The 25,230-nt window shown below is 40.2% G+C and carries 22 protein-coding genes and 15 tRNA genes; 29 read left to right on the top strand and 8 right to left on the bottom strand.

Annotation, left to right across the window (positions count from 1 at the left end):
* Positions 1-79 precede the first annotated feature (79 nt).
* The 4 genes from nirB to cobA all read left to right on the top strand — a co-directional run bounded on the left by nirB (position 80) and on the right by cobA (position 4,817).
* A complete protein-coding gene (gene nirB / locus AC2INI_RS04045) occupies positions 80-2,641 on the top strand; it encodes a nitrite reductase large subunit NirB (RefSeq protein WP_486305393.1) in 2,562 nt (853 codons plus the stop codon).
* Positions 2,642-2,658: 17 nt separating this feature from the next.
* Entirely contained in the window at positions 2,659-2,988 is a 330-nt protein-coding gene (nirD, locus tag AC2INI_RS04040) for a nitrite reductase small subunit NirD (RefSeq protein ID WP_486305392.1), read from the top strand.
* Between the two features lie 96 nt (positions 2,989-3,084).
* The gene (locus AC2INI_RS04035; RefSeq protein ID WP_122035736.1) at positions 3,085-3,903 is read left to right on the top strand and encodes a formate/nitrite transporter family protein; all 819 of its coding nucleotides are present in this window, start codon (positions 3,085-3,087) and stop codon (positions 3,901-3,903) included.
* 128 nt (positions 3,904-4,031) lie between these two features.
* Complete coding sequence (gene cobA, locus AC2INI_RS04030) at positions 4,032-4,817, top strand: uroporphyrinogen-III C-methyltransferase (RefSeq protein WP_486305391.1); 786 nt, start codon at positions 4,032-4,034, stop codon at positions 4,815-4,817.
* Between the two features lie 85 nt (positions 4,818-4,902).
* Here the strand turns inward: cobA and kdsA are convergent, their stop codons facing one another.
* From kdsA to hemA, 6 genes are read right to left on the bottom strand one after another with little or no spacing between them, the layout of a single operon-like run.
* Positions 4,903-5,757, bottom strand: a complete 855-nt coding sequence (gene kdsA, locus AC2INI_RS04025) for a 3-deoxy-8-phosphooctulonate synthase (RefSeq protein ID WP_486305390.1) — start codon at positions 5,755-5,757, stop codon at positions 4,903-4,905.
* 11 nt (positions 5,758-5,768) lie between these two features.
* Positions 5,769-6,581, bottom strand: a complete 813-nt coding sequence (locus tag AC2INI_RS04020) for a SirB1 family protein (RefSeq protein ID WP_486305389.1) — start codon at positions 6,579-6,581, stop codon at positions 5,769-5,771.
* Positions 6,582-6,583: 2 nt separating this feature from the next.
* Positions 6,584-6,967, bottom strand: coding sequence for a SirB2 family protein (locus AC2INI_RS04015; RefSeq protein WP_122035742.1), 384 nt, complete (start codon positions 6,965-6,967; stop codon positions 6,584-6,586).
* Between the two features lie 3 nt (positions 6,968-6,970).
* Positions 6,971-7,837 (bottom strand): peptide chain release factor N(5)-glutamine methyltransferase, encoded by an 867-nt coding sequence (gene prmC / locus AC2INI_RS04010; RefSeq protein WP_122035745.1) that lies wholly within the window; start codon positions 7,835-7,837, stop codon positions 6,971-6,973.
* Entirely contained in the window at positions 7,837-8,925 is a 1,089-nt protein-coding gene (prfA, locus tag AC2INI_RS04005; protein WP_060990395.1) for a peptide chain release factor 1, read from the bottom strand. Before prfA ends, prmC begins: the two co-directional genes overlap by 1 nt.
* 38 nt (positions 8,926-8,963) lie before the next feature.
* Positions 8,964-10,220, bottom strand: a complete 1,257-nt coding sequence (gene hemA / locus AC2INI_RS04000; RefSeq protein WP_045101511.1) for a glutamyl-tRNA reductase — start codon at positions 10,218-10,220, stop codon at positions 8,964-8,966.
* 168 nt (positions 10,221-10,388) lie between these two features.
* Between hemA and lolB the strand changes: the two genes are divergently transcribed.
* The 20 genes from lolB to AC2INI_RS03900 all read left to right on the top strand — a co-directional run bounded on the left by lolB (position 10,389) and on the right by AC2INI_RS03900 (position 17,291).
* On the top strand, positions 10,389-11,015 hold the full coding sequence (gene lolB / locus AC2INI_RS03995; protein ID WP_486305388.1) for a lipoprotein insertase outer membrane protein LolB: 627 nt from the start codon (positions 10,389-10,391) through the stop codon (positions 11,013-11,015).
* Positions 11,012-11,878, top strand: coding sequence for a 4-(cytidine 5'-diphospho)-2-C-methyl-D-erythritol kinase (gene ispE, locus AC2INI_RS03990; protein WP_486305387.1), 867 nt, complete (start codon positions 11,012-11,014; stop codon positions 11,876-11,878). Before lolB ends, ispE begins: the two co-directional genes overlap by 4 nt.
* Before the next feature lie 38 nt (positions 11,879-11,916).
* Positions 11,917-12,864, top strand: a complete 948-nt coding sequence (locus AC2INI_RS03985) for a ribose-phosphate pyrophosphokinase (protein ID WP_122036154.1) — start codon at positions 11,917-11,919, stop codon at positions 12,862-12,864.
* Between the two features lie 179 nt (positions 12,865-13,043).
* Positions 13,044-13,634 carry an aminoacyl-tRNA hydrolase gene (gene pth, locus AC2INI_RS03980; RefSeq protein ID WP_045101508.1) on the top strand — a complete coding sequence of 197 codons (591 nt, stop codon included), beginning with the start codon at positions 13,044-13,046 and terminating at the stop codon, positions 13,632-13,634.
* Positions 13,635-13,653: 19 nt separating this feature from the next.
* On the top strand, positions 13,654-14,745 hold the full coding sequence (gene ychF / locus AC2INI_RS03975; protein WP_122035749.1) for a redox-regulated ATPase YchF: 1,092 nt from the start codon (positions 13,654-13,656) through the stop codon (positions 14,743-14,745).
* Between the two features lie 306 nt (positions 14,746-15,051).
* Positions 15,052-15,128, top strand: a tRNA-Met gene (locus AC2INI_RS03970).
* Positions 15,129-15,227: 99 nt separating this feature from the next.
* A tRNA-Leu gene (locus AC2INI_RS03965) sits at positions 15,228-15,312 on the top strand.
* A 50-nt stretch (positions 15,313-15,362) separates the two neighbouring features.
* A tRNA-Gln gene (locus AC2INI_RS03960) sits at positions 15,363-15,437 on the top strand.
* Between the two features lie 115 nt (positions 15,438-15,552).
* Positions 15,553-15,637 (top strand) — tRNA-Leu (locus AC2INI_RS03955).
* A gap of 32 nt (positions 15,638-15,669) precedes the next feature.
* Positions 15,670-15,746: transfer RNA gene (locus tag AC2INI_RS03950), tRNA-Met, on the top strand.
* Between the two features lie 76 nt (positions 15,747-15,822).
* A tRNA-Leu gene (locus tag AC2INI_RS03945) sits at positions 15,823-15,907 on the top strand.
* 32 nt (positions 15,908-15,939) lie between these two features.
* A tRNA-Met gene (locus AC2INI_RS03940) sits at positions 15,940-16,016 on the top strand.
* Positions 16,017-16,092: 76 nt separating this feature from the next.
* Positions 16,093-16,177: transfer RNA gene (locus AC2INI_RS03935), tRNA-Leu, on the top strand.
* Positions 16,178-16,227: 50 nt separating this feature from the next.
* Positions 16,228-16,302, top strand: a tRNA-Gln gene (locus tag AC2INI_RS03930).
* 130 nt (positions 16,303-16,432) lie between these two features.
* A tRNA-Leu gene (locus tag AC2INI_RS03925) sits at positions 16,433-16,517 on the top strand.
* A 50-nt stretch (positions 16,518-16,567) separates the two neighbouring features.
* Positions 16,568-16,642 (top strand) — tRNA-Gln (locus AC2INI_RS03920).
* A 114-nt stretch (positions 16,643-16,756) separates the two neighbouring features.
* Positions 16,757-16,841 (top strand) — tRNA-Leu (locus AC2INI_RS03915).
* A 50-nt stretch (positions 16,842-16,891) separates the two neighbouring features.
* Positions 16,892-16,966: transfer RNA gene (locus AC2INI_RS03910), tRNA-Gln, on the top strand.
* Between the two features lie 115 nt (positions 16,967-17,081).
* Positions 17,082-17,166: transfer RNA gene (locus AC2INI_RS03905), tRNA-Leu, on the top strand.
* Between the two features lie 50 nt (positions 17,167-17,216).
* Positions 17,217-17,291, top strand: a tRNA-Gln gene (locus AC2INI_RS03900).
* A gap of 220 nt (positions 17,292-17,511) precedes the next feature.
* Here the strand turns inward: AC2INI_RS03900 and AC2INI_RS03895 are convergent.
* Positions 17,512-18,666, bottom strand: a complete 1,155-nt coding sequence (locus AC2INI_RS03895) for a 2-octaprenyl-3-methyl-6-methoxy-1,4-benzoquinol hydroxylase (protein ID WP_486305688.1) — start codon at positions 18,664-18,666, stop codon at positions 17,512-17,514.
* A gap of 218 nt (positions 18,667-18,884) precedes the next feature.
* On the opposite strand from AC2INI_RS03895, the gene miaB reads away from it, so the two are divergent.
* The 5 genes from miaB (at position 18,885) to lnt (ending at position 24,579) form a co-directional block, all read left to right on the top strand.
* The gene (gene miaB / locus AC2INI_RS03890; RefSeq protein WP_122035753.1) at positions 18,885-20,309 is read left to right on the top strand and encodes a tRNA (N6-isopentenyl adenosine(37)-C2)-methylthiotransferase MiaB; all 1,425 of its coding nucleotides are present in this window, start codon (positions 18,885-18,887) and stop codon (positions 20,307-20,309) included.
* A gap of 147 nt (positions 20,310-20,456) precedes the next feature.
* On the top strand, positions 20,457-21,530 hold the full coding sequence (locus AC2INI_RS03885; protein ID WP_486305386.1) for a PhoH family protein: 1,074 nt from the start codon (positions 20,457-20,459) through the stop codon (positions 21,528-21,530).
* A 37-nt stretch (positions 21,531-21,567) separates the two neighbouring features.
* Positions 21,568-22,029 carry an rRNA maturation RNase YbeY gene (gene ybeY, locus AC2INI_RS03880; RefSeq protein ID WP_486305385.1) on the top strand — a complete coding sequence of 154 codons (462 nt, stop codon included), beginning with the start codon at positions 21,568-21,570 and terminating at the stop codon, positions 22,027-22,029.
* Between the two features lie 69 nt (positions 22,030-22,098).
* A complete protein-coding gene (gene corC, locus AC2INI_RS03875) occupies positions 22,099-22,977 on the top strand; it encodes a CNNM family magnesium/cobalt transport protein CorC (protein ID WP_486305384.1) in 879 nt (292 codons plus the stop codon).
* A 96-nt stretch (positions 22,978-23,073) separates the two neighbouring features.
* A complete protein-coding gene (lnt, locus tag AC2INI_RS03870; protein ID WP_486305383.1) occupies positions 23,074-24,579 on the top strand; it encodes an apolipoprotein N-acyltransferase in 1,506 nt (501 codons plus the stop codon).
* Between the two features lie 68 nt (positions 24,580-24,647).
* Here lnt and AC2INI_RS03865 read toward each other — a convergent pair whose 3' ends face one another.
* Positions 24,648-25,130, bottom strand: a complete 483-nt coding sequence (locus AC2INI_RS03865; protein ID WP_122035763.1) for a zinc ribbon-containing protein — start codon at positions 25,128-25,130, stop codon at positions 24,648-24,650.
* Positions 25,131-25,230 lie beyond the last annotated feature (100 nt).

Below are 25,230 nucleotides of genomic sequence, written 5' to 3'. Positions count from 1 at the left end.
TTCGTAATTGATCCACATCATGTCGACATATTCATTCATAATTCATCATATATGCATATCAATGATAATAGGAACTCTTATGAGCAAGATGAAGTTAGTCATCATCGGTAATGGCATGGTTGGTCATCGCTATATCGAAGATTTAGTCGATAAAACTGATGTTCAAAATATGGATGTTACAGTATTTTGTGAAGAGCCACGTATCGCTTATGACCGTGTTCACCTTTCTTCATACTTCTCTCATCATACTGCTGATGAACTCTCTCTTGTAAAAGAAGGTTTCTACGAAAAACACGGTATTAATGTATTACTTGGCGAACGCGCTATTAATATCAACCGTGAAAAACAAGTTGTTTATTCAAGTACTGGTCGTGAAATTCAATACGACAAGCTAGTCCTTGCTACTGGCTCTTTCCCATTTGTTCCACCGATTAAAGGCAATGAAAGTAAAGACTGCTTTGTGTACCGCACAATTGAAGATCTTAAATCTATCGAAGCTACGGCTAAAAACAGTAAAAGCGGTGTAGTTATTGGTGGTGGTCTACTTGGTCTTGAAGCGGCTGGTGCACTTAAAGCATTAGGCGTAACTACTCACGTTGTTGAGTTTGCACCAGTGCTAATGGCTGAACAACTTGATCAACAAGGCGGTTTACAGCTACGCAATAAGATTGAACGCATGGGTGTTCAAGTTCATACCAGCAAAAATACATTAGAAATTGCACCAGAAGGCAAAGACGCCCGTAATGTTATGCGTTTTGCTGATGGTACAGAGCTTGAAACTGACTTCATCGTATTCTCAGCAGGTATTCGCCCTCAAGATAAATTAGCTCGTCAAATGGGCTTAGGCGTAGCTCCTCGTGGTGGTGTTGAAATCAATAACAACTGCCAAACAACAGATAGTAATGTATACGCTATTGGCGAATGTGCTTCTTGGAATCGTACTTTCTACGGTTTAGTTGCTCCTGGCTATAAAATGGCTACGGTTGCCGTTGACCATTTACTGGGTAACGACAGCACATTTGAAGGCGCAGACATGAGTGCCAAATTGAAACTACTAGGTGTAAAAGTAGGTTCAATTGGTGATGCAAATGGTCGAACTCCTGGCTGTAAGAGCTACGTTTACCAAAATGAAGAACAAGAAGTATATAAACGCATCATTGTTTCTGAAGACGGTAAAAAACTGCTTGGTGCGGTAATGGTTGGCGATACATCTGATTATGGCGATTTATTGCAATTAAAACTTAATGATATTGATCTACCAGAACACCCTGATCTATTAATTCTTCCGGCGCATGCTGGTGCTGAAAAGCCATCATTAGGTGCTGATTCATTACCAGAAACAGCGGTTATTTGTTCATGTTTCGATGTAACCAAGGGAAAAATTGCTCAAGCGGTTGCTGATGGTCATCACACAATGGCAGACATTAAGGCAGTTACTGGAGCGGGTACGGGCTGTGGGGGTTGTATCCCTCTGGTAACTTCCGTCCTTAATGCTGAATTAGCTAAATCGGGCATTGAAGTAAAAAACGACGTATGTGAGCATTTTGCTTACTCTCGCCAAGAACTATTCCATCTTATCCGTATCGAAGAGATCAAAACCTTCGAAGAGTTGTTAGAGAAATACGGTAAAGGCTACGGCTGTGAAGTATGTAAACCTCTTGCTGGTTCTATTCTTGCTTCTTGTTGGGGTGAGCACATCCTTAAACCTGAACTAGTTAAACTGCACGATACCAATGATAACTTCCTAGGTAACATGCAAAAAGATGGTACTTACTCTGTTATTCCTCGTATGGCGGGTGGCGAAGTCACTCCTCAAGCATTAAGTGTATTAGCTGACGTTGCGGCTGAATATAATCTTTATACCAAGATTACTGGCGCTCAACGTATCGGTCTATTCGGTGCTCAAAAAGATGACTTACCTGCAATCTGGAAAAAACTCATCGCTGCCGGTTACGAAACAGGCCAAGCGTATGCTAAAGCACTGCGTATGGCGAAAACCTGTGTCGGCTCTACTTGGTGTCGTTACGGTGTTCAAGATTCTGTTGGCTTAGGTGTAATGATTGAAAACCGCTACAAAGGCATTCGTACTCCTCATAAAATGAAGTTCGGTGTTTCTGGCTGTACTCGTGAGTGTGCTGAAGCACAAGGTAAAGACTTAGGTATTATCGCAACAGACGCTGGCTGGAACATGTATGTATGTGGTAACGGTGGTATGAAACCTCGTCACGCAGACTTACTAGCAAGCGATCTAGACCAAGAAACCTTAATCAAATACATCGACCGTTTCATGATGTTCTACATTCGTACTGCTGCACCACTACAACGTACCTCTGTATGGATGGACAATCTTGAAGGTGGTGTTGACTACCTACGTGAAGTGATTGTTGATAACAAGCTTGATCTTAATGACCAACTTGAAGCAGATATTGCAAGCCTTGTTAATAACTTCGCTTGTGAGTGGACAGACACCATCAATGATGAAGCTCAACTAAAACGTTTTGCTCACTTCATTAATGCTGATGATCGCGATGACAATGTGGTATTCGTTACTGATGGTCGTGAACAACACCGTCCAGCAACCTTTACAGAAAAACACCCAGAAGCAAAGGGTGACATCCTACACGTAGCAGCAACTGAATAAGAGCGAGAGAATTAATTATGGCTTCTAAATTCGTAAAAATCTGTCAACTAGAAGATATTGCTCCTGGTACTGGTGTTTGTGCTCTAGTGAATGGTGAGCAAGTTGCAGTATTTCGTCCATCAAAAGACGAAGAAGTACTCGCAATCAGCAACACTGACCCTTACTTTCAAGCAAACGTATTATCGCGTGGCTTAATTGTTGAGCATCAAGGTGAGCTTTGGGTGGCAAGTCCACTTAAGAAACAGCGCTTTAACCTTACTACAGGTGCTTGTATGGAAGATAAACAATTTAACGTAAAAGCGTATAAAACTCGCATTACTAAAGGTCAAGTAGAAATCGCAGCATAAGATTCAATAGCTTAAAGGCTTGCTGTTTCTCTATGAGAACATATAAAAGCAGCGAGTTTTTCACTATTTAATTTTAACTTTTATAAGGGCACATTCATGTCTACTAATGACTTTAAACCAGCAGAATTTGTACAAACAATGATTAACGTTGGTGAAGCAAAAATAAAAACAAGTACACGTGATCTTCTAATACGAAGCACAATGGCTGGTATCATCTTATCTCTAGCGGTTGTTGTGGCTATCACGACAATTGTACAGACCGGTATTGGTATCGTCGGTGCGCTTGTCTTCCCTGTTGGTTTTGTTATTTTGAGCGTAATGGGCTATGACCTAGTAACTGGTGTATTTGGACTTGCGCCGTTAGCAAAATTTGATAACCGTCCAGGTATTACCTGGGGCCGTATTTTCCGCTGTTGGGGTCTTGTTGGTCTAGGTAACCTTATTGGTTCATTAATTGTCGCTTATCTTGTTGCGGTTTCTCTTACGGGTAACTTCTCTCTAGAACTAAATGCAGTAGCAAAAAAGTTTATCGCTGTATCAACAGGTCGTAGCTTAGGTTTTGAAAATATGGGAATGGACGGTTGGATCACGTGTTTTGTCCGCGCTATTTTCTGTAACCTAATGGTATGTCTAGGTGTAATTGGTAACATGACGGCACGCACAGTAGCTGGCCGTGTTGCTATGATGTGGTTCCCGATTTTCATCTTCTTTGCCCTAGTATTTGAACACACCGTTGTAAACATGTTCCTATTCCCACTTGGTATGATGCTAGGTGCTGATTTTGGTATTGCTACATGGTTAAACTTCAACCTTATTCCTACTATTTTGGGCAACGTTGTTGGCGGCCTACTATTTACTTGTATCCCTCTTTATCTTACTCACGCAAAAACAGCACCATCACTGGATGTTAAATAAGCAGTAACGAATAAAGTTAGTTATAACTCATTCAAATTAAATCACTCTTAATCAAGTATTAAGAGTGATTTTTTTTATCGACTCTTACATACTAGAGTGAAATAAAAAACATAATGCAGGAATCGATTATGCCAAGTATTCAAGCTCAGTCTGAGCAGAAAAAACAAAACGGACTTGTTTCTCTTGTTGGCGCAGGTCCTGGTGATGCGGATCTATTAACAGTCAAAGGCCATCGCCTTATACAGCAAGCTGATGTTGTGGTTTATGACCGTCTTGTTTCTAAAGAAATCTTAGCGCTTGCCAATGACAGTGCAGAAATGATTTATGTTGGTAAGAAACTGGATTTTCATTTCGTCCCACAAGATAAAATAAACCAAATACTGGTAGATAAAGCACAAGAAGGTAAACACGTTGTTCGCCTTAAAGGTGGTGATTCATTTATCTTTGGTCGTGGTGGCGAAGAGTTAGAAACTCTAGCTGAGAATGGCGTTAAATTTGAAGTGGTACCAGGCATTACTGCAGCGGCAGGGGCAACCTCTTATGCGGGTATTCCCCTCACCCATCGAGATCACGCACAAAGTGTTCAGTTTATTACGGCTCATGTTCAAAAAGATGGCGCTGAAATTGAGTGGGATGCCTTAGTTCGTTCAAACAATACCTTGGTCTTCTATATGGGACTGAAACAATCGCCGCATATCTCAACTCAATTGATTAAACATGGTTTAGCTGCTGATACCCCTTGTGCCATTATTGAACGTGGCACAACACAAAAGCAGAAAGTATTTACAGGAACGATTGCTGAGTTAGCTAACATGGCAGAAAAAGCCATTAGCCCATCATTAATTGTTATCGGCAGTGTAACAACACTACACCACAAACTAGATTGGTTTACTCCTAATTCAAACGATGAGTAAGTACATTTCTGAACAAGACATTAAATAAAAAAAGCCCAAGAAAGTTATCTCTCTTGGGCTTTAGTTTATCTAGCTACTCTCAATATTATTTAATATCGATGTACTCAAAACCTTTAATTAAGTCATCTAGTGCTTTCATTTGTTTCAAGAAAGGTTCTAGTTGATCTAATGGTAATGCAGAAGGTCCATCACACAGTGCTTTATCTGGGTTTGGGTGCGCTTCAATAAACAGACCAGCAATACCTGTTGCTAGGCCAGCTTTAGCAAGTTCAACCGTTTGTGAACGACGTCCACCAGACGCTTTACCGCTTGGATCACGGTTCTGTAGAGAATGCGTCACATCAAAGATGATTGGGCTACCATTTGATGCTTTTTTCATTACACCAAAACCAAGCATATCAACCACTAGGTTGTCGTAACCCATGCATGAACCACGCTCACAAAGAATGATATTTTCGTTACCACATTCTGCAAACTTATCAACGATATTACCCACTTGATCAGGGCTCATGAATTGAGGTTTCTTCACATTGATTACAGCGCCTGTTTTTGCCATAGTCTCAACTAAATCAGTTTGACGAGCAAGGAAAGCAGGAAGTTGAATTACATCCACCACATCAGCTACTGGTTGCGCTTGTGCTTCAGTATGAACATCAGTAATAATCTTAACGCCAAAAGTGTCTTTCAATTCTTGGAAAATTTTCAAACCTTCTTCCATACCAGGACCGCGGTATGAATGCACTGATGAACGGTTTGCTTTATCAAAAGACGCTTTAAATACGTATGGAATTCCTAGACGATCAGTGATCTCAACATATGTTTCACACATACGCATAGCTAGATCACGAGATTCTAATACGTTCATACCTGCAAATAAGGTAAACGGCTTATCATTTGCTACATCGATATTGCCAATTTTTACTGTTTTTTGATTTTGCATTATCTTCACTCTTAATGGAGAACGGTAGGGTGTTGTTCTAGTAACAGTTGGACCTGCTGCTTCATCAGCATCGCTGAGGGATCATTAGGACACTGCTCAATAAAGTACGTTAAATCATTTTTTGCTGCATCATTACAGTGTAGCTGTTGATAGATTAAACCTCTATCACGGATCTCAAATGGGTCATCAGGAACCATCGTTAATGCGAGATCGCTGCACGTTAAAGCGAAAGAGAATTTCTTTTCTCTAATACACGCGGTTTTAATTACCGCAAGTAAACGACCTATTAGAGTTGGATTATCTATTTTCTCTAAGTGGATCGGTAATATTTTCGCTAATGGACCACCGTAGCCAATAAGCCATGCGGTCATTAAGTGCGCATTAATATACTGCCCATCAAAAGGGTTTAAATAGAGGTCTTCTTTTCCTTCCCATTCAACTTTTAATACTAACTGCGTCGGAAAATTAATCGCACTCACAGGTAATTTTGCGTATTCACACAGATATAGAAAAATAGCGCCTAACGTAACAGGAATGCCTTTTTTACTTTCAAGTACATGGCTAATAAATGCATTTTCAGAATTAAAATAGGTGTAAATATCACCTTGATAACCCCATTCAACGTAAAAAAGCTGGATCAATCGCTCCAAGCGTTTTTCATCATTAATCTCACCCGCTAGCACTTGCTCTGCTGCAATACACATCTCTTGTAACTTAGCAGTAATTTGTTCTCTTTGTGTCTCAGAATCAATCGCTGAATTAAGTGCAAGCGCACCTTCAACAAGACTAAGGTCTTCTAAATTTTCATCAAGCAATTGAAACATAGTTACCCCAAAAATGTCGGTACTTTAGTAACAGCAATCTTAGCTGCAACCATTAACCATCCTAACGCACCAAGGAAAGCAAAGGTTTTAAATACTTTATTCTTACCGTTATTCAACGTTACAAAAGCCAAAGCGATGTATACCATCACACACGTCAGCTTCTCTGTTAACCAAGGAGCTGCACCTGTAAATGGAATAAAACCAGTAATAAAGATAAGTACAATACCACTGAGCAGCATCGCAGAGTCAACAACGTGTGGCACTCGCTTTAAAAACGCTTTATTACGAAGATCTGAATCAACCATCATTAATACATAGCGAACGACAAATAATAGTACGCTACAAGCGATCATAAATAGGTGAATATGTTTAACAGCGGTATACATGAATTATCCTTTATTCTCTGTGTTTACTGTCCATTGACCTAAGGTAACTCGGTCATTGCCAGCATAATCTTGTTCTGTTTTAACATTAACAAAGCCATGCGCTTCAAAATAAGTACGTAATTGCTTACCTTGCTCAAAGCCATGCTCCATTAGCAACCAACCATTCTCAACTAAATAAGTACGGCTATGTTCCATAATATGAATTAAATCGGCAAAGCCTTCTTGCTCTGCAACTAATGCCGTTTGAGGTTCGAACCGTACATCACCTTGAGATAAATGAGGATCATTTCCATCAATATAAGGGGGATTACTCACAATAATAGAAAACTGTTCATCAGATTTAATTGGAGTAAACCAACTTCCCTGACGAAATTCAGTATTCATAATATGGTTACTTTTGGCATTACCTTGCGCTAATTCAACCGCATCTTGCTGATAATCAACGCCAATAACATGAAGATTTGGCATTTCAGAAGCAATAGCTAGAGCTATAGCGCCAGTCCCTGTTCCTAAATCCAATACTTTTGTTGATGATGCATCAAGATGGTCAAGAGCTATCTCAACAAGACGCTCTGTATCAGGGCGAGGAATTAACGTGGTTGGTGATACTTTTAACGGTAGTGACCAAAATTCTCGATAACCTACAATGTAAGCAATAGGTTCACCTGAGAGACGACGAGATAGTAATGATTCAAATGCAGCAAGCTCTGCGTCTGTTAACTCTTTTTCAGGCCAAGTTAGTAGATAACTTCTTGGTTTATCTAAAACATGACACAGCAGAACAGACGCATCAACTTGAGGAGAATCACTCCCCTCAAGTTGTAGCAATTGAATTGAACGCTTTAATAGCGCATCAATAGATTGGCTCATTAGTTATTTTCAGCTAATGCGGCTAATTGGTCTGCTTGGTATTCTAATACTACAGGTTCAATCAACGCCGCTAAATCACCTTCTAATACTTCATTTAAGCGGTAAATTGTTAGGTTAATACGGTGATCAGAAACACGACCTTGTGGGTAGTTGTAAGTACGAATACGGTCAGAACGGTCACCAGAACCTAATAAGTTACGACGTGTATCTGATACCGCTTCTGCACGGCGAGCTTGTTCAGCTTGAATAATTCGAGCAGCAAGAACCGACATCGCTTTTGCTTTGTTTTTATGCTGTGAACGCTCATCTTGACACTCAACAACAGTACCTGTTGGTAAGTGAGTAATACGGATTGCTGAATCGGTGGTGTTAACGTGCTGTCCACCCGCGCCTGATGCACGGAAGGTATCAATTTTTAAATCTGCCGCTTTAATTTCAGGAAGATCCGCTTCTGGGATCTCAGCCATTACTGCAACAGTACACGCAGACGTATGTACACGACCTTGTGATTCAGTCTCAGGAACACGTTGTACACGGTGGCCGCCTGATTCAAATTTCAGGACACCATAAGCGCCATCGCCGCTTACTTTTGCAATCATTTCTTTAAAGCCACCTTGCTCAGAAACATTCGAGCTCATGACTTCGATACGCCAGCCCTTTTTCTCTGCAAAACGAGAATACATACGGAAAAGGTTACCAGCAAAGATACCAGCTTCATCACCACCCGCACCCGCACGGATCTCTAAGAAACAGTTACGCTCATCATTTGGATCTTTTGGAATAAGCAAAACTTGTAGTTCATCAGTAAGACGCTCAATCGCTTCTTTTGCTTCTTTAATCTCATCTTGCGCCATTTCACGCATTTCAGCATCGTCTTCTTGCGCCATTTCTTCAGCGGCAACTAAGTCTTCTTGAGCTTGCTCATACGCTTGGAAACACTGTGTTACTTCTTCCAATTGAGAGTATTCACGAGATAAAGCTCGAAATTTATTTTGGTCACCAATAACGCCAGGGTCACCTAATAAATGCTGAACTTCTTCATAACGCTCAACCAGCGTCTCCAGTTTTACTCGAATTGATGCTTTCATATAATATTTATTCTTTATGTTGGTAGCGAACGCTACACTTAGTTGTCTAGACCAATACTTGAGCGGATCACAGCAAGTTTCTCCGGCTCACCATTTTTGGCGGCCTGCTGCATCGCAAGTGTCGGTGCATGAATGAGTTTATTAGTTAATTTGTTACTTAGCTCTGCCAATACTTTTTCTACATTTTGGCCAGAAGCTAACGCTTGAATGCTTTTTTGTAATAATTCAGTTCTGATTGCTTCTGAGTTATTTCGATATTGGCGAATGCTATTCACTGCTTGACGCGAACGGATCCACGTCATAAAGCTAGCGCTCTCTTCACTGACGATAGCTTCCGCTTGAATCGCTTCTATTTTTCGTTGCTCAATATTGTGATCAATAATCGATTTAAGATCATCTACCGAATACAAATATGCATCACTCAATTCAGCGACTTCCCCTTCTATATCTCTAGGGACGGCAATATCAACAAATAACATCGGTTGATGTCTACGTTGTTTTAATGCGCTTTCAACCATTCCTTTACCAATAATCGGTAATGGGCTGGCAGTAGAACTGATAATGATATCGGCTTTTGGTAGATATTCTGGAATTTCAGGAAGGCTAATAACGTCTGCATTAAATTGCTCAGCAAGCCCCATCGCTCTCTCGCGAGTACGGTTAGCAACGATAAGTTGTTTACAACCTGCTGCATCTAAATGTTTCGCTACTAGTTCAATTGTTTCACCAGCACCAACAAGAAGTACGGTAGAATCAGCAAGAGACTCAAATATTTGACGAGCCAGAATACACGCGGCATAAGCCACTGAAACGGCATTACCACCAATATTGGTTTCGGTACGAACTCGCTTTGCTACCGAAAAGTCACTTTGGAATAGTTTTTCAACGGTTCCTTCAACTGCATTTCGCTCGCGAGCATCTGAAAACGCTTTTTTTACTTGGCCTAAAATTTGCGGCTCACCCAATACCAACGAATCTAAACCACAAGAAACGCGCATAAGATGTTTAACAGCCGCTTGCTCTTCATAAACATAGATACTTGGCATCAATATATCTAAAGAGACTAGGTGAAACTCAGCCAGCCAGTTAATAACGTAACCACTGCTGATCCCAATTTTTACTTCACAGTAAATTTCAGTTCGGTTACACGTAGATAAGATCACGCCACTTTGAATTGCATCACTGTTTTTTAATTCGTCTAGTGCCTTAGTTAATTTGTCAGGAGAAAAAGCAACTTTCTCGCGCAAATCAACAGAGGCTGACGTATGATTGATTCCAATAACAAGCAATGACATTCGGCAAACTGACCAGTAAAAAAATAACAAGGGCGAATTTTACTTGATACGACCGAATTTTAAAAGGCATCAGGTCACTCTGTCCGAAAATTAGTGGTGAATAAACACTATTTAACGCCAAATGTACGAACAATTTGCTACAATCCTAAAATCTATTTCAGATTAAACATGAGATTATCAATAATGTTTCCTCATTTTATCCGCCTTCCGTTTGTGATTCTCATCTTCTCGCTTTTTCTTAGCGCTTGTTCTAGTGTTCCATTAACCCCACAACAATCGACTCATTGGGATAAACATCAAGCCCAATTAGAAGCAATCACAGAGTATAAGGTGACGGGAAAAATTGGCTATCAATCCCCAGAACAACGCCATAGTTTAAATTTTCAATGGACCCAAAAATCAGACAATAGTCAGCTATTACTCACCACATTTTTAGGGCAAACTGTTATAAAAGTCACTATAGATAATGCGCATACCCTTATTGAAACCGGTGATGGCCAAACCTTCGAAGGCAGTGACCCAGGCCGGCTCATGTATAGTCTAACGGGTCTTAACCTTCCTATTGGCTATTTAAATGACTGGATCAAAGGCTTGCCGACCGCTGCTGATAATTTCCAACTCAACGAACTTAACACCGTTGAGCATCTCGCAAAGCAAATAGGTCAAACGAACTGGCACCTACGCTACAATAGCTATATTGAAAAAGACAACATGCTATTACCTAATTCAATGAAGCTCACTCAATTGAACACCACCATTAAAATCATTGCCTCAAATTGGACTGTTTCTCAATGATAAAAACATCGACTCGCTGGCCCTCCCCAGCAAAACTAAACTTATTTCTCTACATTAATGGTCAACAAGAGAATGGTTACCATGAGCTGCAAACCCTGTTTCAGTTCATCGATTTATGCGACTACCTTACAATCACTCCAAATCAATCAGGGGAAATTACCTTAGCTCCAGATATCCCCGGAGTAAAAACGGAAGATAATTTAATTTGGAAAGCCGCAACGCTTCTTCAACAGCACACCCAATCTATGTTCGGTGCTCATATTGAGATTGAAAAGATATTACCGATGGGTGGTGGGATTGGTGGAGGCTCTTCAAATGCAGCTACCGTCTTAGTTGCATTAAATTTTCTTTGGCAACTTAATCTTAGTAATGACGAATTAGCTGGTTTAGGTGTAAAACTAGGTGCTGATGTACCGATTTTTGTACATGGTTTTTCGGCTTTTGCTGAAGGTATCGGAGAGAAATTACAGCCAGCCACTCCTAAAGAGTTATGGTACGTATTAATTAAGCCAGAAGTAAGTATCGCTACGGTTGATGTTTTCACTCATCCTGATTTGATTAGAAATACACCAAAACAGTCACTTAGTGTACTTTTAGACGCCTCTTACGAAAACGATTGCGAAAAAATTGTCAGAAGAGTGTATCCAGAGGTTGATTACCAACTTTCATGGCTGTTAGAATATGCACCATCAAGATTGACTGGAACCGGCGCATGTGTTTTTGCTGAATTTAACAGTAAAGAAGATGCACAAGCCGTTTACTCGTTAATCCCTGATAATGCAACAGGATTTATCGCCCGAGGTATGAATACCTCGCCACTCAACCGCCAATTGGAAGAGTATAAATCATTATGCAAAATATAAAATTCTCACAATTTGGACGCAACCCTGAGGTTTCCACCGTGCCTGACATGAAGCTATTTGCTGGTAATGCAACTCCTGAACTAGCGCAACGTATCGCTGATCGACTATACATTTCACTAGGTGACGCTACTGTAGATCGTTTTTCTGACGGCGAAGTAGCTGTTCAAATTAACGAGAACGTACGTGGTAGTGATGTTTTCATCATTCAATCTACGTGTGCTCCTACTAATGACAACATTATGGAATTAGTAGTGATGATCGATGCACTTCGCCGTGCTTCTGCAGGTCGTATTACTGCGGTTATCCCTTATTTTGGTTACGCTCGTCAAGACCGTCGTGTACGTTCTGCTCGTGTACCAATCACAGCTAAAGTAATTGCCGATATGCTTTCAAACGTTGGTGTTGACCGCGTTTTAACTATCGACCTACATGCTGAACAAATTCAAGGTTTCTTCGACGTACCTGTAGACAACATTTTCGGTACTCCTGTACTGCTTGATGATATGCGTACTCGTGGTTTAGAAAACCCTGTTGTTGTATCTCCAGATTTAGGCGGTGTTGTTCGTGCTCGCGCAACAGCTAAAGCATTAGGTGATGTTGATATCGCTATCGTTGATAAGCGCCGTCCACGTGCTAACGTTTCAGAAGTAATGAACCTAATTGGTGATGTTAAAGGTCGTGACTGTGTTATCGTTGATGACATGATCGATACAGGCGGCACACTTTGTAAAGCAGCTGAAGCACTGAAAGAACGTGGTGCTAAACGTGTATTTGCTTACGCAACTCACGCTGTTTTCTCTGGTTCTGCAGCAGAAAACATTGCAAACTCAGTATTAGACCAAGTAGTTGTTACTGACTCGATTACTCTATCTAAAGAAATGGCAGCAACAGGCAAAGTGACTGAACTTAGCCTTTCTCGCATGCTAGCTGAAGCGATCCGTCGTATCAGCAATGAAGAGTCTATCTCTGCAATGTTTGATCACTAATCAAACCAAATACTATATAAAACGCCCTGCTTATGCGGGGCGTTTTTGTATTTGGGATTCTTGTGGTAATATGGCGCGCCTTTTTAATGGCACATACTAATACCATTAATTGTCTTTAGTTCTATTGGCACTAAATAAGTGTATTAATGATATTAGTATCCAAATAGAGAGATAAGTCTTTGAGCAATCAAATCAAACTTCTTGTTGGACTAGCAAACCCTGGTCTTGAATACAAAAGAACTCGTCATAATGCGGGCGCTTGGGTTGTTGAAGAACTCGCTCGTGTACACAATGTATCCCTGCGAGAAGAATCTAAATTCTTCGGTTTAACTGGTCGTATTCAAACAAATGGTCAGGATCTTCGTTTGTTGATCCCAACAACATTTATGAATTTATCTGGTAAGGCTATTGCTGCTGTAGCTAAGTTTTACCAAATAAAGCCAGAAGAGATCCTTGTGGCTCACGATGAGTTAGATCTTCCTCCTGGTGTTGCGAAATTTAAAAAAGGTGGTGGACACGGTGGCCATAATGGCTTGCGTGACACGATTAGTAAATTAGCCAATACGAAAGAATTTTATCGACTTCGTATTGGTATTGGTCATCCAGGCCATAAAGATAAAGTTGCCGGTTTTGTTTTAGGAAAAGCGCCTACCAAAGAGCAAGAGTTAATCGATGCTGCTGTAGATGAATCTACACGTTGCTTAGATATCTTGCTTAAAGACGGATTAAGTAAAGCACAAAATCGTTTACATACATTCAAAGCTGAATAACAAAGATAAGGTTTACATCATGGGTTTTAAATGCGGAATCGTTGGTCTTCCAAACGTTGGTAAATCAACACTGTTTAACGCACTAACTAAAGCAGGAATCGAAGCGGCAAACTTCCCTTTCTGTACAATTGAACCAAACACGGGTGTGGTTCCGGTTCCTGATCTACGTTTAGACGCATTAGCTAAAATCGTAAATCCAGAGCGTATTCTTCCTACAACAATGGAATTTGTTGATATCGCAGGCCTAGTTGCTGGCGCATCTAAAGGTGAAGGTCTAGGTAATAAATTCCTTGCTAACATCCGTGAAACTGATGCTATCGGCCATGTTGTTCGTTGTTTTGAAAATGAAAACATCATTCACGTTGCAGGTAAGATCTCTCCAATTGAAGATATCGAGATCATCAACCTTGAGCTTGCTCTTGCGGATCTAGATTCTTGTGAGCGTGCTATTTTCCGTCAAACGAAGAAAGCAAAAGGCGGAGATCAAGACGCTAAGTTTGAGATCTCAGTTCTTGAAAAACTACTTCCAGTTTTCACTGAAGGTGGAATGGCTCGTACGGTTGAGCTTTCAAAAGAAGAAATCGCATCGGTTTCTTACCTTAACTTCCTAACGCTAAAACCAACAATGTATATTGCTAACGTTGCTGAAGATGGTTTTGAAGATAATCCATTCTTAGACATGGTTCGTGAGTACGCAGAAAAAGAAAACAACGTTGTTGTTGCTGTGTGTGCTTCTATTGAATCAGAGCTTTCTGAGCTTGACGATGAAGATCGTGAAGAATTCTTTGCTGATATGGGCATTGAAGAACCAGGTCTAAACCGTGTTATCCGTTCTGGTTATGAGTTACTTACTCTACAGACGTATTTCACCGCTGGTGTTAAAGAAGTACGTGCTTGGACTATCCCTGTAGGTGCAACTGCTCCTCAAGCGGCAGGTAAGATCCATACGGACTTTGAAAAAGGCTTCATCCGTGCAGAAGTTGTAGGTTACGACAACTTTATTGAATTTAGTGGCGAGAGCGGTGCTAAAGAAGCGGGTAAATGGCGTCTTGAAGGAAAGGATTACATCGTTAAAGATGGCGATGTAGTACATTTCCGCTTCAACGTATAATAAAAAAGGCCAGCATATTTGCTGGCCTTTTTATTACTTGTCTATAATTCAATCAGTTAAACCCATTATTATTCTACCCACCCCAATTCACTACATCTTGTTTTCAACTCTTATTCTTATTCTTTTGCTCTAATTCACTCTATTTTGCATAGAAAAAGTACGCTTTGATTAAAATCCGTTCGAACAAACAAAGAATTCATATTTTTTTCAAAAAAGTGTTGACGCATAAGCCTCTGGTAAGCATAATGCGCTCCGTCCTCACCGATAAGACGGAAGAGAGACGAGTTAGAAAGAAAGAAACAATTTGGCTACTTAGCTCAGCTGGTTAGAGCACATCACTCATAATGATGGGGTCACAGGTTCAAATCCCGTAGTAGCCACCATACAACTTTTAATTAGTTTACCATTCACCGATTAAAATATAGAATAACTACTCTTTGTAGATTAAGTGACTATTGTTCTTAATAATCAAGCAGTAGAACGCGGACGTGGCGGAATTGGTAGACGCACCAGATTTAGGTTCTGGCGCCGTAAGGTGTGAGAGTTCAAGTCTCTCCGTCCGCACCATATTTAAAGATGTATTATCTTGGTTTAATTACTAACGTAATCTTCTCTGTTGGGATATCGCCAAGCGGTAAGGCACCGGCTTTTGATGCCGGCATTCCCTGGTTCAAATCCAGGTATCCCAACCACTATTTACATAATTGATGCAACCTGATTAATTATGACAACGTTAGAAAGACTCTCCAATTCGTCTTCTAACTACAAAAATTTCTACTTTTTGTTTTAATTAACAACTAGAAGAACGCGGACGTGGCGGAATTGGTAGACGCACCAGATTTAGGTTCTGGCGCCGTAAGGTGTGAGAGTTCAAGTCTCTCCGTCCGCACCATATTTTTGAATGTTTTATTAAAAACATTCATTGGCTACTTAGCTCAGCTGGTTAGAGCACATCACTCATAATGATGGGGTCACAGGTTCAAATCCCGTAGTAGCCACCATACAACTTTTAATTGGTTTACCATTCACCGATTAAAATACAGAATATCTATTACTTACTACTGTAAGCTATAGAACGCGGACGTGGCGGAATTGGTAGACGCACCAGATTTAGGTTCTGGCGCCGTAAGGTGTGAGAGTTCAAGTCTCTCCGTCCGCACCATATTTTTGAATGTTTTATTAAAAACATTCATTGGCTACTTAGCTCAGCTGGTTAGAGCACATCACTCATAATGATGGGGTCACAGGTTCAAATCCCGTAGTAGCCACCATACAACTTTTAATTGGTTTACCATTCACCGATTAAAATACAGAATATCTATTACTTACTATTGTAAGCTATAGAACGCGGACGTGGCGGAATTGGTAGACGCACCAGATTTAGGTTCTGGCGCCGTAAGGTGTGAGAGTTCAAGTCTCTCCGTCCGCACCATATTTAAAGATGTATTATCTTAGTTTAATTACTAATGTAATCTTCTCTGTTGGGATATCGCCAAGCGGTAAGGCACCGGCTTTTGATGCCGGCATTCCCTGGTTCAAATCCAGGTATCCCAACCACTATTTACATAATTGATGCAACCTGATTAATTATGACAACGCTAGAAAGACTCTCCAATTCGTCTTCTAACTATAAAAAAGATTTCTACTTTTGTTTTAAGACCTAGCTCTTATAAACAAATAGCAGAACGCGGACGTGGCGGAATTGGTAGACGCACCAGATTTAGGTTCTGGCGCCGCAAGGTGTGAGAGTTCAAGTCTCTCCGTCCGCACCATATTTAAAGATGTATTATCTTGGTTTAATTACTAATATAATCTTCTCTGTTGGGATATCGCCAAGCGGTAAGGCACCGGCTTTTGATGCCGGCATTCCCTGGTTCAAATCCAGGTATCCCAACCACTATTTACATAATTGATGCAACCTGATTAATTATGACAACGTTAGAAAGACTCTCCAATTCGTCTTCTAACTACAAAAATTTCTACTCTTTGTTTTATTAACAACTAGAAGAACGCGGACGTGGCGGAATTGGTAGACGCACCAGATTTAGGTTCTGGCGCCGTAAGGTGTGAGAGTTCAAGTCTCTCCGTCCGCACCATATTTAAAGATGTATTATCTTGGTTTAATTACTAACGTAATCTTCTCTGTTGGGATATCGCCAAGCGGTAAGGCACCGGCTTTTGATGCCGGCATTCCCTGGTTCAAATCCAGGTATCCCAACCACTATTTACATAATTGATGCAACCTGATTAATTATGACAACGTTAGAAAGACTCTCCAATTCGTCTTCTAACTACAAAAATTTCTACTCTTTGTTTTAATTAACAACTAGAAGAACGCGGACGTGGCGGAATTGGTAGACGCACCAGATTTAGGTTCTGGCGCCGTAAGGTGTGAGAGTTCAAGTCTCTCCGTCCGCACCATATTTAAAGATGTATTATCTTGGTTTAATTACTAATGTAATCTTCTCTGTTGGGATATCGCCAAGCGGTAAGGCACCGGCTTTTGATGCCGGCATTCCCTGGTTCAAATCCAGGTATCCCAACCACTTTTAAGAAAGCTCATCATTAATTTGATGGGCTTTTTTTTTCGTCTGGACAACCTTCATAAATATTCCTTTTATCCTTACTCTATAAAACCAATCTAAATAGTATTAATAAACGAATTAAATGGTTTTTAACGCAATAAAAAAGGTGACCTAATGATCACCTTACTTTCTGTAGACTAGCTTTTACTCGTCCCTAAGCTCTAGTCCCTAAATATTATTTCTATAACCCCAACGCATACTTCAACGCTTGCGTTTTTAATACACCTGAAGAGTCGGCTAATTTTAAACCAACATTACGCAGGAATTTAACCGGTGGTAATGAGTTACTAAATAAGGTGTAAAACAGATCCATACTACTTTGCATGGCTAAGTTATCTATTTTTCGTTTAGATTGATAAGACAATAAGGCTTTATCTGTCTCAGCTCCTTTCGTTTCAATTTCTTCTAACAGCACTTTGACGTCTTTAAAACCCAAATTCACACCTTGTCCTGCTAAAGGGTTAATCGTATGGGCCGCATCCCCTAATAAAACACAACGATGATCGACGTATTTTTTAGCATGTCGACGAGTTAAAGGAAATGAGCCTGATTGCTCGACGGTGAATTCTCCCAATTCTTGTGGAAAATACGCTTTAATTTCTTTTTCTAACTGAATAGAGCTCATAGCAGAAAGCTGTTTAATACGAGAGGGTGAGTCATACCAAACTAAAGAACCTTTATTTCCATGCAAAGGAAGAAATGATCGAGGGCCAGAAGGAGTAAACCACTGCCAAGTTATGTCTTGTTGAGCTTCAGCAGTATCTATATTGATTAACATACAATGTTGGCGATAATCCCAAGCCGTGATCCCTATTTTTGCTTTCTGACGAACATAAGAATTAGCGCCATCAGCACCGATAACCCATTTTGTTTTAATTTTATCGCCATTTTCCAATGTCAGTACATTGTGGTCAGTAAAAAATTCAAGCTCAGCAATTTTTGCAGGAGTAATAACTGACAGGTTTTCATAAGTAGAAAACATCTGCCATAACCCTAATTGAATAAGGCGGTTTTCAACAATAAAGCCAAGCTGCTCCATCTCTAATGCATCAGAATGAAAACGAGTTCGACATTCAGGGTGCTCCCATGTTTCCAAGCGCTTATAAGGGCATACACGCATTTCTTTGATGTATTGCCAAGCACCTAAATCTTCAAGCAGATCAACGGAAGATTGAGAAATAGCAGAAACACGAATATCCATTGGTTGGCTATCATCAAAAGAAGCTGGCGCTTTATGCTCAATGACAGCAACTTGATACCCTAATTTTGATAAACCGATGGCTGTAGCTGCCCCCACCATTCCACCACCAACGATCGTATAATCATATTCTTTCATCATCCATAGACCTTATATGAGTCAATAATTTCCCTTATTCTACCGTGATTCACTCTTAATCTAAATCATTCAAATAATACCCTTAAAATATTCAAGGGTGTCTACATCTAGTCATTAAGCGTGGAAAGCAGTACAATACGCGCCCTATCCGTTTTGATTGAGCCTGTCTCTCAAAACTGTACCGAATTCTAGTAATAAAATACGAGTGAAAAAGTTACATGACTAAGAAACTGCTAATCAAAACCTGGGGCTGCCAGATGAACGAATACGATTCATCTAAAATGGCCGATCTTTTAGGTGCCGCAAATGGTTATGAATTAACTGAAGATCCAAAAGAAGCGGATGTTCTGTTATTAAATACCTGTTCAATTCGTGAAAAAGCCCAAGAGAAAGTTTTTCACCAACTGGGCCGCTGGAAACATTTAAAAGATAAAAAACCAGACTTAGTTATTGGTGTTGGTGGTTGTGTTGCGACTCAAGAAGGTGATCATATTCGCCAACGAGCGCCTTACGTTGACGTTATTTTTGGCCCTCAAACACTTCACCGTTTGCCTGAAATGATCCGACAATCACTTTCTAATGAAAAAACCGTCATGGATATTTCATTTCCAGAGATCGAAAAATTCGATAACCTTCCTGAACCAAAAGCGGATGGCGTATCTGCATTCGTTTCTATCATGGAAGGCTGTTCAAAATACTGTACTTACTGCGTAGTTCCTTATACTCGTGGCGAAGAAGTTAGCCGTCCGTTAGATGATGTGTTATTTGAAATTGCACAGTTAGCCGAGCAAGGTGTACGTGAAGTTAACCTGCTAGGTCAAAACGTAAACGCTTACCGTGGTCCAATGTACGATGGTGATATCTGTACTTTTGCAGAATTACTTCGCATGGTTGCTTCAATTGATGGTATCGACCGCTTACGCTTTACGACAAGTCACCCTCTAGAATTTGGTGATGATATCGTAGAAGTTTATGAAGACACGCCAGAATTAGTAAGCTTCTTACATTTACCAGTTCAAAGTGGTTCAGATCGCATTCTAACGATGATGAAACGTCCTCATACTGCTATTGAGTACAAATCAATCATTCGTAAGCTACGTAAAGCTCGTCCTGATATTTTAATCAGCTCAGACTTTATCGTTGCTTTCCCTGGTGAGTCAGAAAAAGACTTCCAAGACACAATGAAGCTAATTAAAGACGTTGATTTTGATATGAGCTACAGCTTTGTCTTTTCTCCTCGTCCTGGTACGCCTGCTGCTGATTATCCATGTGATATTCCAGAGCAAACGAAAAAAGACCGTTTAGCTGAGCTTCAACAGCAAATTAACTTCCAATCAGCACGTTTCTCTCGTCAAATGCTGGATACAGAAGTTCGTGCATTAGTTGAAGGTCCATCAAAGCGTAACCCAATGGAATTACGTGCTCGTACTGAAAACAACCGTGTTGTTAACTTTACTGGTAGCCCTGAGTTAATTGGCCAATTTGTTGATATTCATATCACAGAGTCATTTACGAACTCTTTACGTGGTGATCTAGTTCGTACAGAAAAAGACATGGGATTACGTGTTGCTGTCTCTCCTTCAGAAATGATGGAAAAGACTCGTCGTGAAGACGATCTAGGTGTTGGAACTTTTACACCATAATGTGACATTATCAGTAAAACCAAAGACAAAAAAAGATGATTAAGGTTTCTTGATCATCTTTTTTCTTATTTAGCCTTGAGATAATTCCATCTTTGCCCAATAAATAATAGATGTATCCCATAGTTATTCATATTCTGAGAGGCGACATTGAGCATTAAAACAACCAAATTAGAGTTGACCTTAGAGCCAGCAGATAACCAACGCTTATCCAACCTTTGTGGGCCATTTGATGACAACATAAAGCATCTTGAGCGTCGTTTAGGTGTCGAAGTAAACTATCGCGGTAATCTTTTTACTGTCGTGGGTAAACCTCATACGGTTTCAGCTGCAATTGATATCTTAAAAGATCTTTACGTAGAAACGGCCCCCGTTAAGAATCAGTACCCAGATATTGAGCCTGAACAGATCCACTTAGCCGTAAAAGAATCAGGCATACTTGAACAAGAAAAAAGTGAGGTTTCTACCATTCCTCATGGTAAAGAGATCTTCATTAAAACGAAAAAAGGCCTAATTAAACCAAGAACAGAAAACCAAGCCCAATATGTTACTAATATAGTGACTCACGATATCACTTTTGGGATTGGTCCTGCAGGTACAGGTAAAACGTACCTTGCTGTTGCTGCCGCAGTTGATGCATTAGAGCGCCAAGAAGTTCGTCGTATTCTTTTAACTCGACCAGCAGTAGAGGCCGGTGAAAAACTGGGCTTCTTACCTGGTGATTTAAGTCAAAAGGTCGATCCTTATCTTCGCCCTCTCTACGATGCTCTTTTTGAAATGCTTGGCTTTGAGCGTGTTGAAAAGTTAATTGAACGAAGTGTTATCGAAGTTGCTCCACTGGCTTATATGCGTGGGCGAACTCTAAATGATGCCTTTATCATTTTAGATGAAAGCCAAAACACTACTGTAGAACAAATGAAAATGTTCTTAACTCGTATTGGCTTTAATTCTCGAGCAGTGATTACGGGCGATATTACCCAAATAGATTTGCCTCGCGGGGCTAAGTCCGGTTTACGTCATGCGACTGAAGTATTATCAGAAGTTGATGAAATCAGTTTCAATTTCTTTATCGCCGATGATGTCGTCCGTCATCCAGTGGTTGCTCGTATCGTAAATGCTTATGAAAAATGGGAAGCAAAAGATCAAAAAGAGCGTAAACTAGAAGAAATACGCAGAAAGCAAGAGCGTGATGCTCGTTTAGCTGACGCTGATAATAATAAGTAATAAGTAATAAGTAATAAGTAATAAATTTAGGTGAACCATGAGCATTGAACTCGATCTACAAATTGCATGTGAAAATGAAAAAGACCTGCCTTCAGAAAAAGACATTATGTCTTGGCTAAATGCAGTACTTCCTCAATTTCAACCACAAGCAGAGCTAACAATCCGAATTGTAGATGAAAAAGAAAGTCATGAGTTAAACCATCAATACCGTGGTATGGATAAACCAACCAATGTATTATCGTTTCCGTTTGAAGCACCTCCTGAAATTGAGATCGATTTGTTAGGTGATTTAATCATCTGTCGTCAAGTTGTTGAAAAAGAAGCTATTGAACAAAACAAGCCTTTATTAGCACATTGGGCGCATATGGTTGTACATGGCAGTCTTCATCTGCTAGGTTATGACCATATCGAGGATGAAGAAGCTGAAGAAATGGAATCACTCGAAACCGAATTAATGCAAGAAATGGGATTTGAAGACCCGTATCTTGCTGAGAAATAATTGTTGGAATAATCCAATAGTTACTTATGTGAGCTATCCACATTGATAGCAACTACTTTTAAAGAAGCCATGAACGACGAAAATTCACAGAATACAGAAGGTCCGAGTAGAAAGTCCTTCTTAGGACGCCTTTCTCAACTATTCCAAGGGGAACCTAAAGATCGCCAAGAACTGGTAGATGTATTTAGAGACTCTGAAGAGAATGAAGTTATTGACCACGACACTCGAGACATGCTCGAAGGTGTTATGGAAATTTCTGAAATGAGAGTTCGAGACATCATGTTACCGCGCTCTCAAATGGTCACAGTTGAAAAAACTCAAGATCTAGAATCACTGATAGCAACTATCATAGAAGCGTCACACTCACGCTACCCTGTGATCAGTGAAGATAAAGACCATGTTGAAGGAATACTCCTTGCGAAGGACTTACTTAGATACCTAGGCTCCGATTGTGAAGCCTTTGAGATCGAACAAGTTATTCGACCTGCTGTTGTAGTACCTGAAAGTAAACGTGTTGATAAACTTTTAAAAGAGTTTAGACAAGAGCGCTACCACATGGCCATCGTAGTCGATGAGTTTGGTGGGGTTTCTGGTTTAGTTACTATCGAAGATATCCTTGAAGAAATCGTTGGGGATATTGAAGATGAGTTTGATGACGAAGAAGAAAAAGACATCCGCCAGTTAAGCAAGCACACTTTTGCTGTGAAAGCGCTGACTGAGATTGATGACTTTAACGAGATCTTCTCAACAAACTTTAGTGATGAAGAAATTGATACGGTTGGAGGTTTAGTATTAACCAGTTTTGGGCATTTACCTGAAAGTGGCGAAACTATTGAAATCTCTGGTTTTACTTTTAAAGTAACCGCAGCAGACAATCGTCGCATTATTCAACTTCAAGTTACGATTCCAGATAAAGAATCGGTAAAAAAAGAAGCTGAAGAAGAATAAAAAATACAGCCACTAGATCTCTCTAGTGGCTGAACTTTATCTAACTTACAAAGACTAACTCTTTTTCGCTACTTACATCTATTTGAGTTATAGCCAATGCCTTTACTTTCTCATTACTTCATCCGACTTCTTATTGCCCTACTTTCAGGCGCAAGTGCTATCCTTGCTTTTGCTCCCTACTCTTTATGGCCTTTTGCTTTCATCGCTCCTTTGCTTCTTTTGTTACTATTGCATAAACAGACAACAAAAAAAGCAACGTGGCTAGGCTTCTCTTGGGGCTTAGGTTACTTTGGCGCCGGAGTGAGTTGGGTTCATGTAAGTATTGACAACTTTGGTGGTATGCCAGTCGCTGCTAGTCTCTTTTTAATGATCGGACTAATCAGTTATCTTGCGTTATATCCGATGCTATTTTCATTTCTTTTACAGCGATTTTTTAGCAAGCATAAACTGACTAAATACTTATTAGCAGCTCCTGCACTTTGGCTTGTCACTGATTGGCTACGTGGCTGGGTATTTACTGGGTTCCCATGGTTATGGCTAGGATACAGTCAAATTGATAGCCCTCTTTCTCCTTGGGGAGCCATATTCGGCGTAGAAGGCATTACGCTAATGATCCTGATTTCTGTGGGGGCAATGATATACAGCCTTCTGGAGAAAAAATGGAGTTTACTTCTGATCCCAGCGGTCATTATTGCCACTTCTTTTGCTATCAAGCCATTTGATTGGGTTACACCGCAACCAGACAAAGCAACCAAAGTCGCTCTAATCCAAGGAAATGTTAATCAAGCAATTAAATGGCTGCCAAGAGAGCGTTGGCCAACCATCATGAAATACATGGATTTGACGCGCAAGAATTGGGATGCAGATTTAATTGTGTGGCCAGAAGCGGCAATCCCTGCGTTAGAGATTGAAATTCCAAGCTTTTTACGCAACCTTGATAGCGCAGCCACCATGAATAACAGCACAGTTATTACTGGTATTGTTGGCCAAAGTCCAACCGGGAACTTCTATAACAATATTATTTCACTTGGTGTAAATGGTACCAAAGGATACAACTATCAAGATCAACCGAGATACAGTAAACATCACCTACTGCCATTTGGTGAATTTGTTCCTTTTGAAAATATATTACGCCCGATAGCCCCTATTTTTAATCTACCAATGTCATCATTTAGTCGTGGGGATTACATCCAACCTAATATCGAAGCCAGTGGTACACACTTAGCTCCAGCGCTATGCTATGAAATAGTCTACGGTGAACAAGTTAGAGAGAACATTACTGAGCAAACCGATTATATTTTAACGCTTTCTAATGATGCTTGGTTTGGTACTTCGATTGGGCCACTACAACATATGGAAATGGCACAAATGCGTGCACTAGAAACAGGAAAACCGGTTATTCGCTCAACAAACAATGGCGTAACTGCGATTACTGATTATCGAGGCAACATTACTCAACAAATCCCACAGTTCACCACTGCAGTATTACGAGGTGAAGTTATTCCTACGACAGGAACAACGCCTTATCGTTATTGGGGTTCAATACCTTTGTATCTGCTAGTATTTTTATCTTTAGTTATTGCTTGGCGAAAACGAACCTAATTACATTGCTATTGGTCTGTATTTCTTAATTGAACTACAGACCAGCTACTTTATGAGAGCGGCAAACACTATGGCTTCAGAGACACTCGGGTAAATTCTTTATTATCACAGTGCGTGCAAGGTTGAATAATTTGAGCATGGTTAAATTGCTCACGGTGACCGCATTTTTCACACACTAAAATCCCCAAACCCACAACTTCACCCGCCTGATAAACCCCTTGATGTTCTAAATCATCAAACACTTCTTTCCATTCAACTTGTGTTTTATCGGTAATTTCAAGTAAAGCATGCCACATAGAGTCAGAGATCAATCGATAAAATGGCGAGTCAGGAAAGGTGGTTTTACTCTCTTCATAATTTTGAGCAAACTCTTTCATATCTCGTTTCACGTAATTGGAAATTAAAGCGAGTTCATCTTTGGTCATATCAGACGCCGCATCCACCACTTCTTCTGATGATTTAGCCCAATGTTCAAATTCTTCAGGACTTCTTTCCAATACATTCATTACACGCTCTAAGACGGCGTTATAACCTGTTTTTTGCTTAGACATAAGTCACCTCCAAGAATTCGCTAGATTTATATAGCGAAGAGTGAGTTAAAGGTTATCAGGTCGCTTGAGTATAAGCGCTCCATTAGTTATTCTATGCCGA

This window comes from Aliivibrio friggae (assembly GCF_057368515.1).
Note: the sequence above shows the minus strand (reverse complement) of the source record. Positions and strands in the feature narration are given on the sequence as shown.

What these genes read in the sequence shown, in the direction of transcription:
- lnt (WP_486305383.1), top strand. Translation starts at nt 23,074, where the DNA reads ATGCCTTTACTTTCTCATTACTTCATCCGACTTCTTATTGCCCTACTT.
- AC2INI_RS04020 (WP_486305389.1), bottom strand. Translation starts at nt 6,581, where the DNA reads ATGTTTCAATTGCTTGATGAAAATTTAGAAGACCTTAGTCTTGTTGAA.
- cobA (WP_486305391.1), top strand. Translation starts at nt 4,032, where the DNA reads ATGCCAAGTATTCAAGCTCAGTCTGAGCAGAAAAAACAAAACGGACTT.
- miaB (WP_122035753.1), top strand. Translation starts at nt 18,885, where the DNA reads ATGACTAAGAAACTGCTAATCAAAACCTGGGGCTGCCAGATGAACGAA.
- corC (WP_486305384.1), top strand. Translation starts at nt 22,099, where the DNA reads ATGAACGACGAAAATTCACAGAATACAGAAGGTCCGAGTAGAAAGTCC.
- nirB (WP_486305393.1), top strand. Translation starts at nt 80, where the DNA reads ATGAGCAAGATGAAGTTAGTCATCATCGGTAATGGCATGGTTGGTCAT.
- prfA (WP_060990395.1), bottom strand. Translation starts at nt 8,925, where the DNA reads ATGAAAGCATCAATTCGAGTAAAACTGGAGACGCTGGTTGAGCGTTAT.
- nirD (WP_486305392.1), top strand. Translation starts at nt 2,659, where the DNA reads ATGGCTTCTAAATTCGTAAAAATCTGTCAACTAGAAGATATTGCTCCT.
- AC2INI_RS04015 (WP_122035742.1), bottom strand. Translation starts at nt 6,967, where the DNA reads ATGTATACCGCTGTTAAACATATTCACCTATTTATGATCGCTTGTAGC.
- AC2INI_RS04035 (WP_122035736.1), top strand. Translation starts at nt 3,085, where the DNA reads ATGTCTACTAATGACTTTAAACCAGCAGAATTTGTACAAACAATGATT.
- AC2INI_RS03865 (WP_122035763.1), bottom strand. Translation starts at nt 25,130, where the DNA reads ATGTCTAAGCAAAAAACAGGTTATAACGCCGTCTTAGAGCGTGTAATG.
- prmC (WP_122035745.1), bottom strand. Translation starts at nt 7,837, where the DNA reads ATGAGCCAATCTATTGATGCGCTATTAAAGCGTTCAATTCAATTGCTA.
- ybeY (WP_486305385.1), top strand. Translation starts at nt 21,568, where the DNA reads ATGAGCATTGAACTCGATCTACAAATTGCATGTGAAAATGAAAAAGAC.
- AC2INI_RS03895 (WP_486305688.1), bottom strand. Translation starts at nt 18,666, where the DNA reads ATGAAAGAATATGATTATACGATCGTTGGTGGTGGAATGGTGGGGGCA.
- ispE (WP_486305387.1), top strand. Translation starts at nt 11,012, where the DNA reads ATGATAAAAACATCGACTCGCTGGCCCTCCCCAGCAAAACTAAACTTA.
- ychF (WP_122035749.1), top strand. Translation starts at nt 13,654, where the DNA reads ATGGGTTTTAAATGCGGAATCGTTGGTCTTCCAAACGTTGGTAAATCA.
- kdsA (WP_486305390.1), bottom strand. Translation starts at nt 5,757, where the DNA reads ATGCAAAATCAAAAAACAGTAAAAATTGGCAATATCGATGTAGCAAAT.
- hemA (WP_045101511.1), bottom strand. Translation starts at nt 10,220, where the DNA reads ATGTCATTGCTTGTTATTGGAATCAATCATACGTCAGCCTCTGTTGAT.
- lolB (WP_486305388.1), top strand. Translation starts at nt 10,389, where the DNA reads ATGAGATTATCAATAATGTTTCCTCATTTTATCCGCCTTCCGTTTGTG.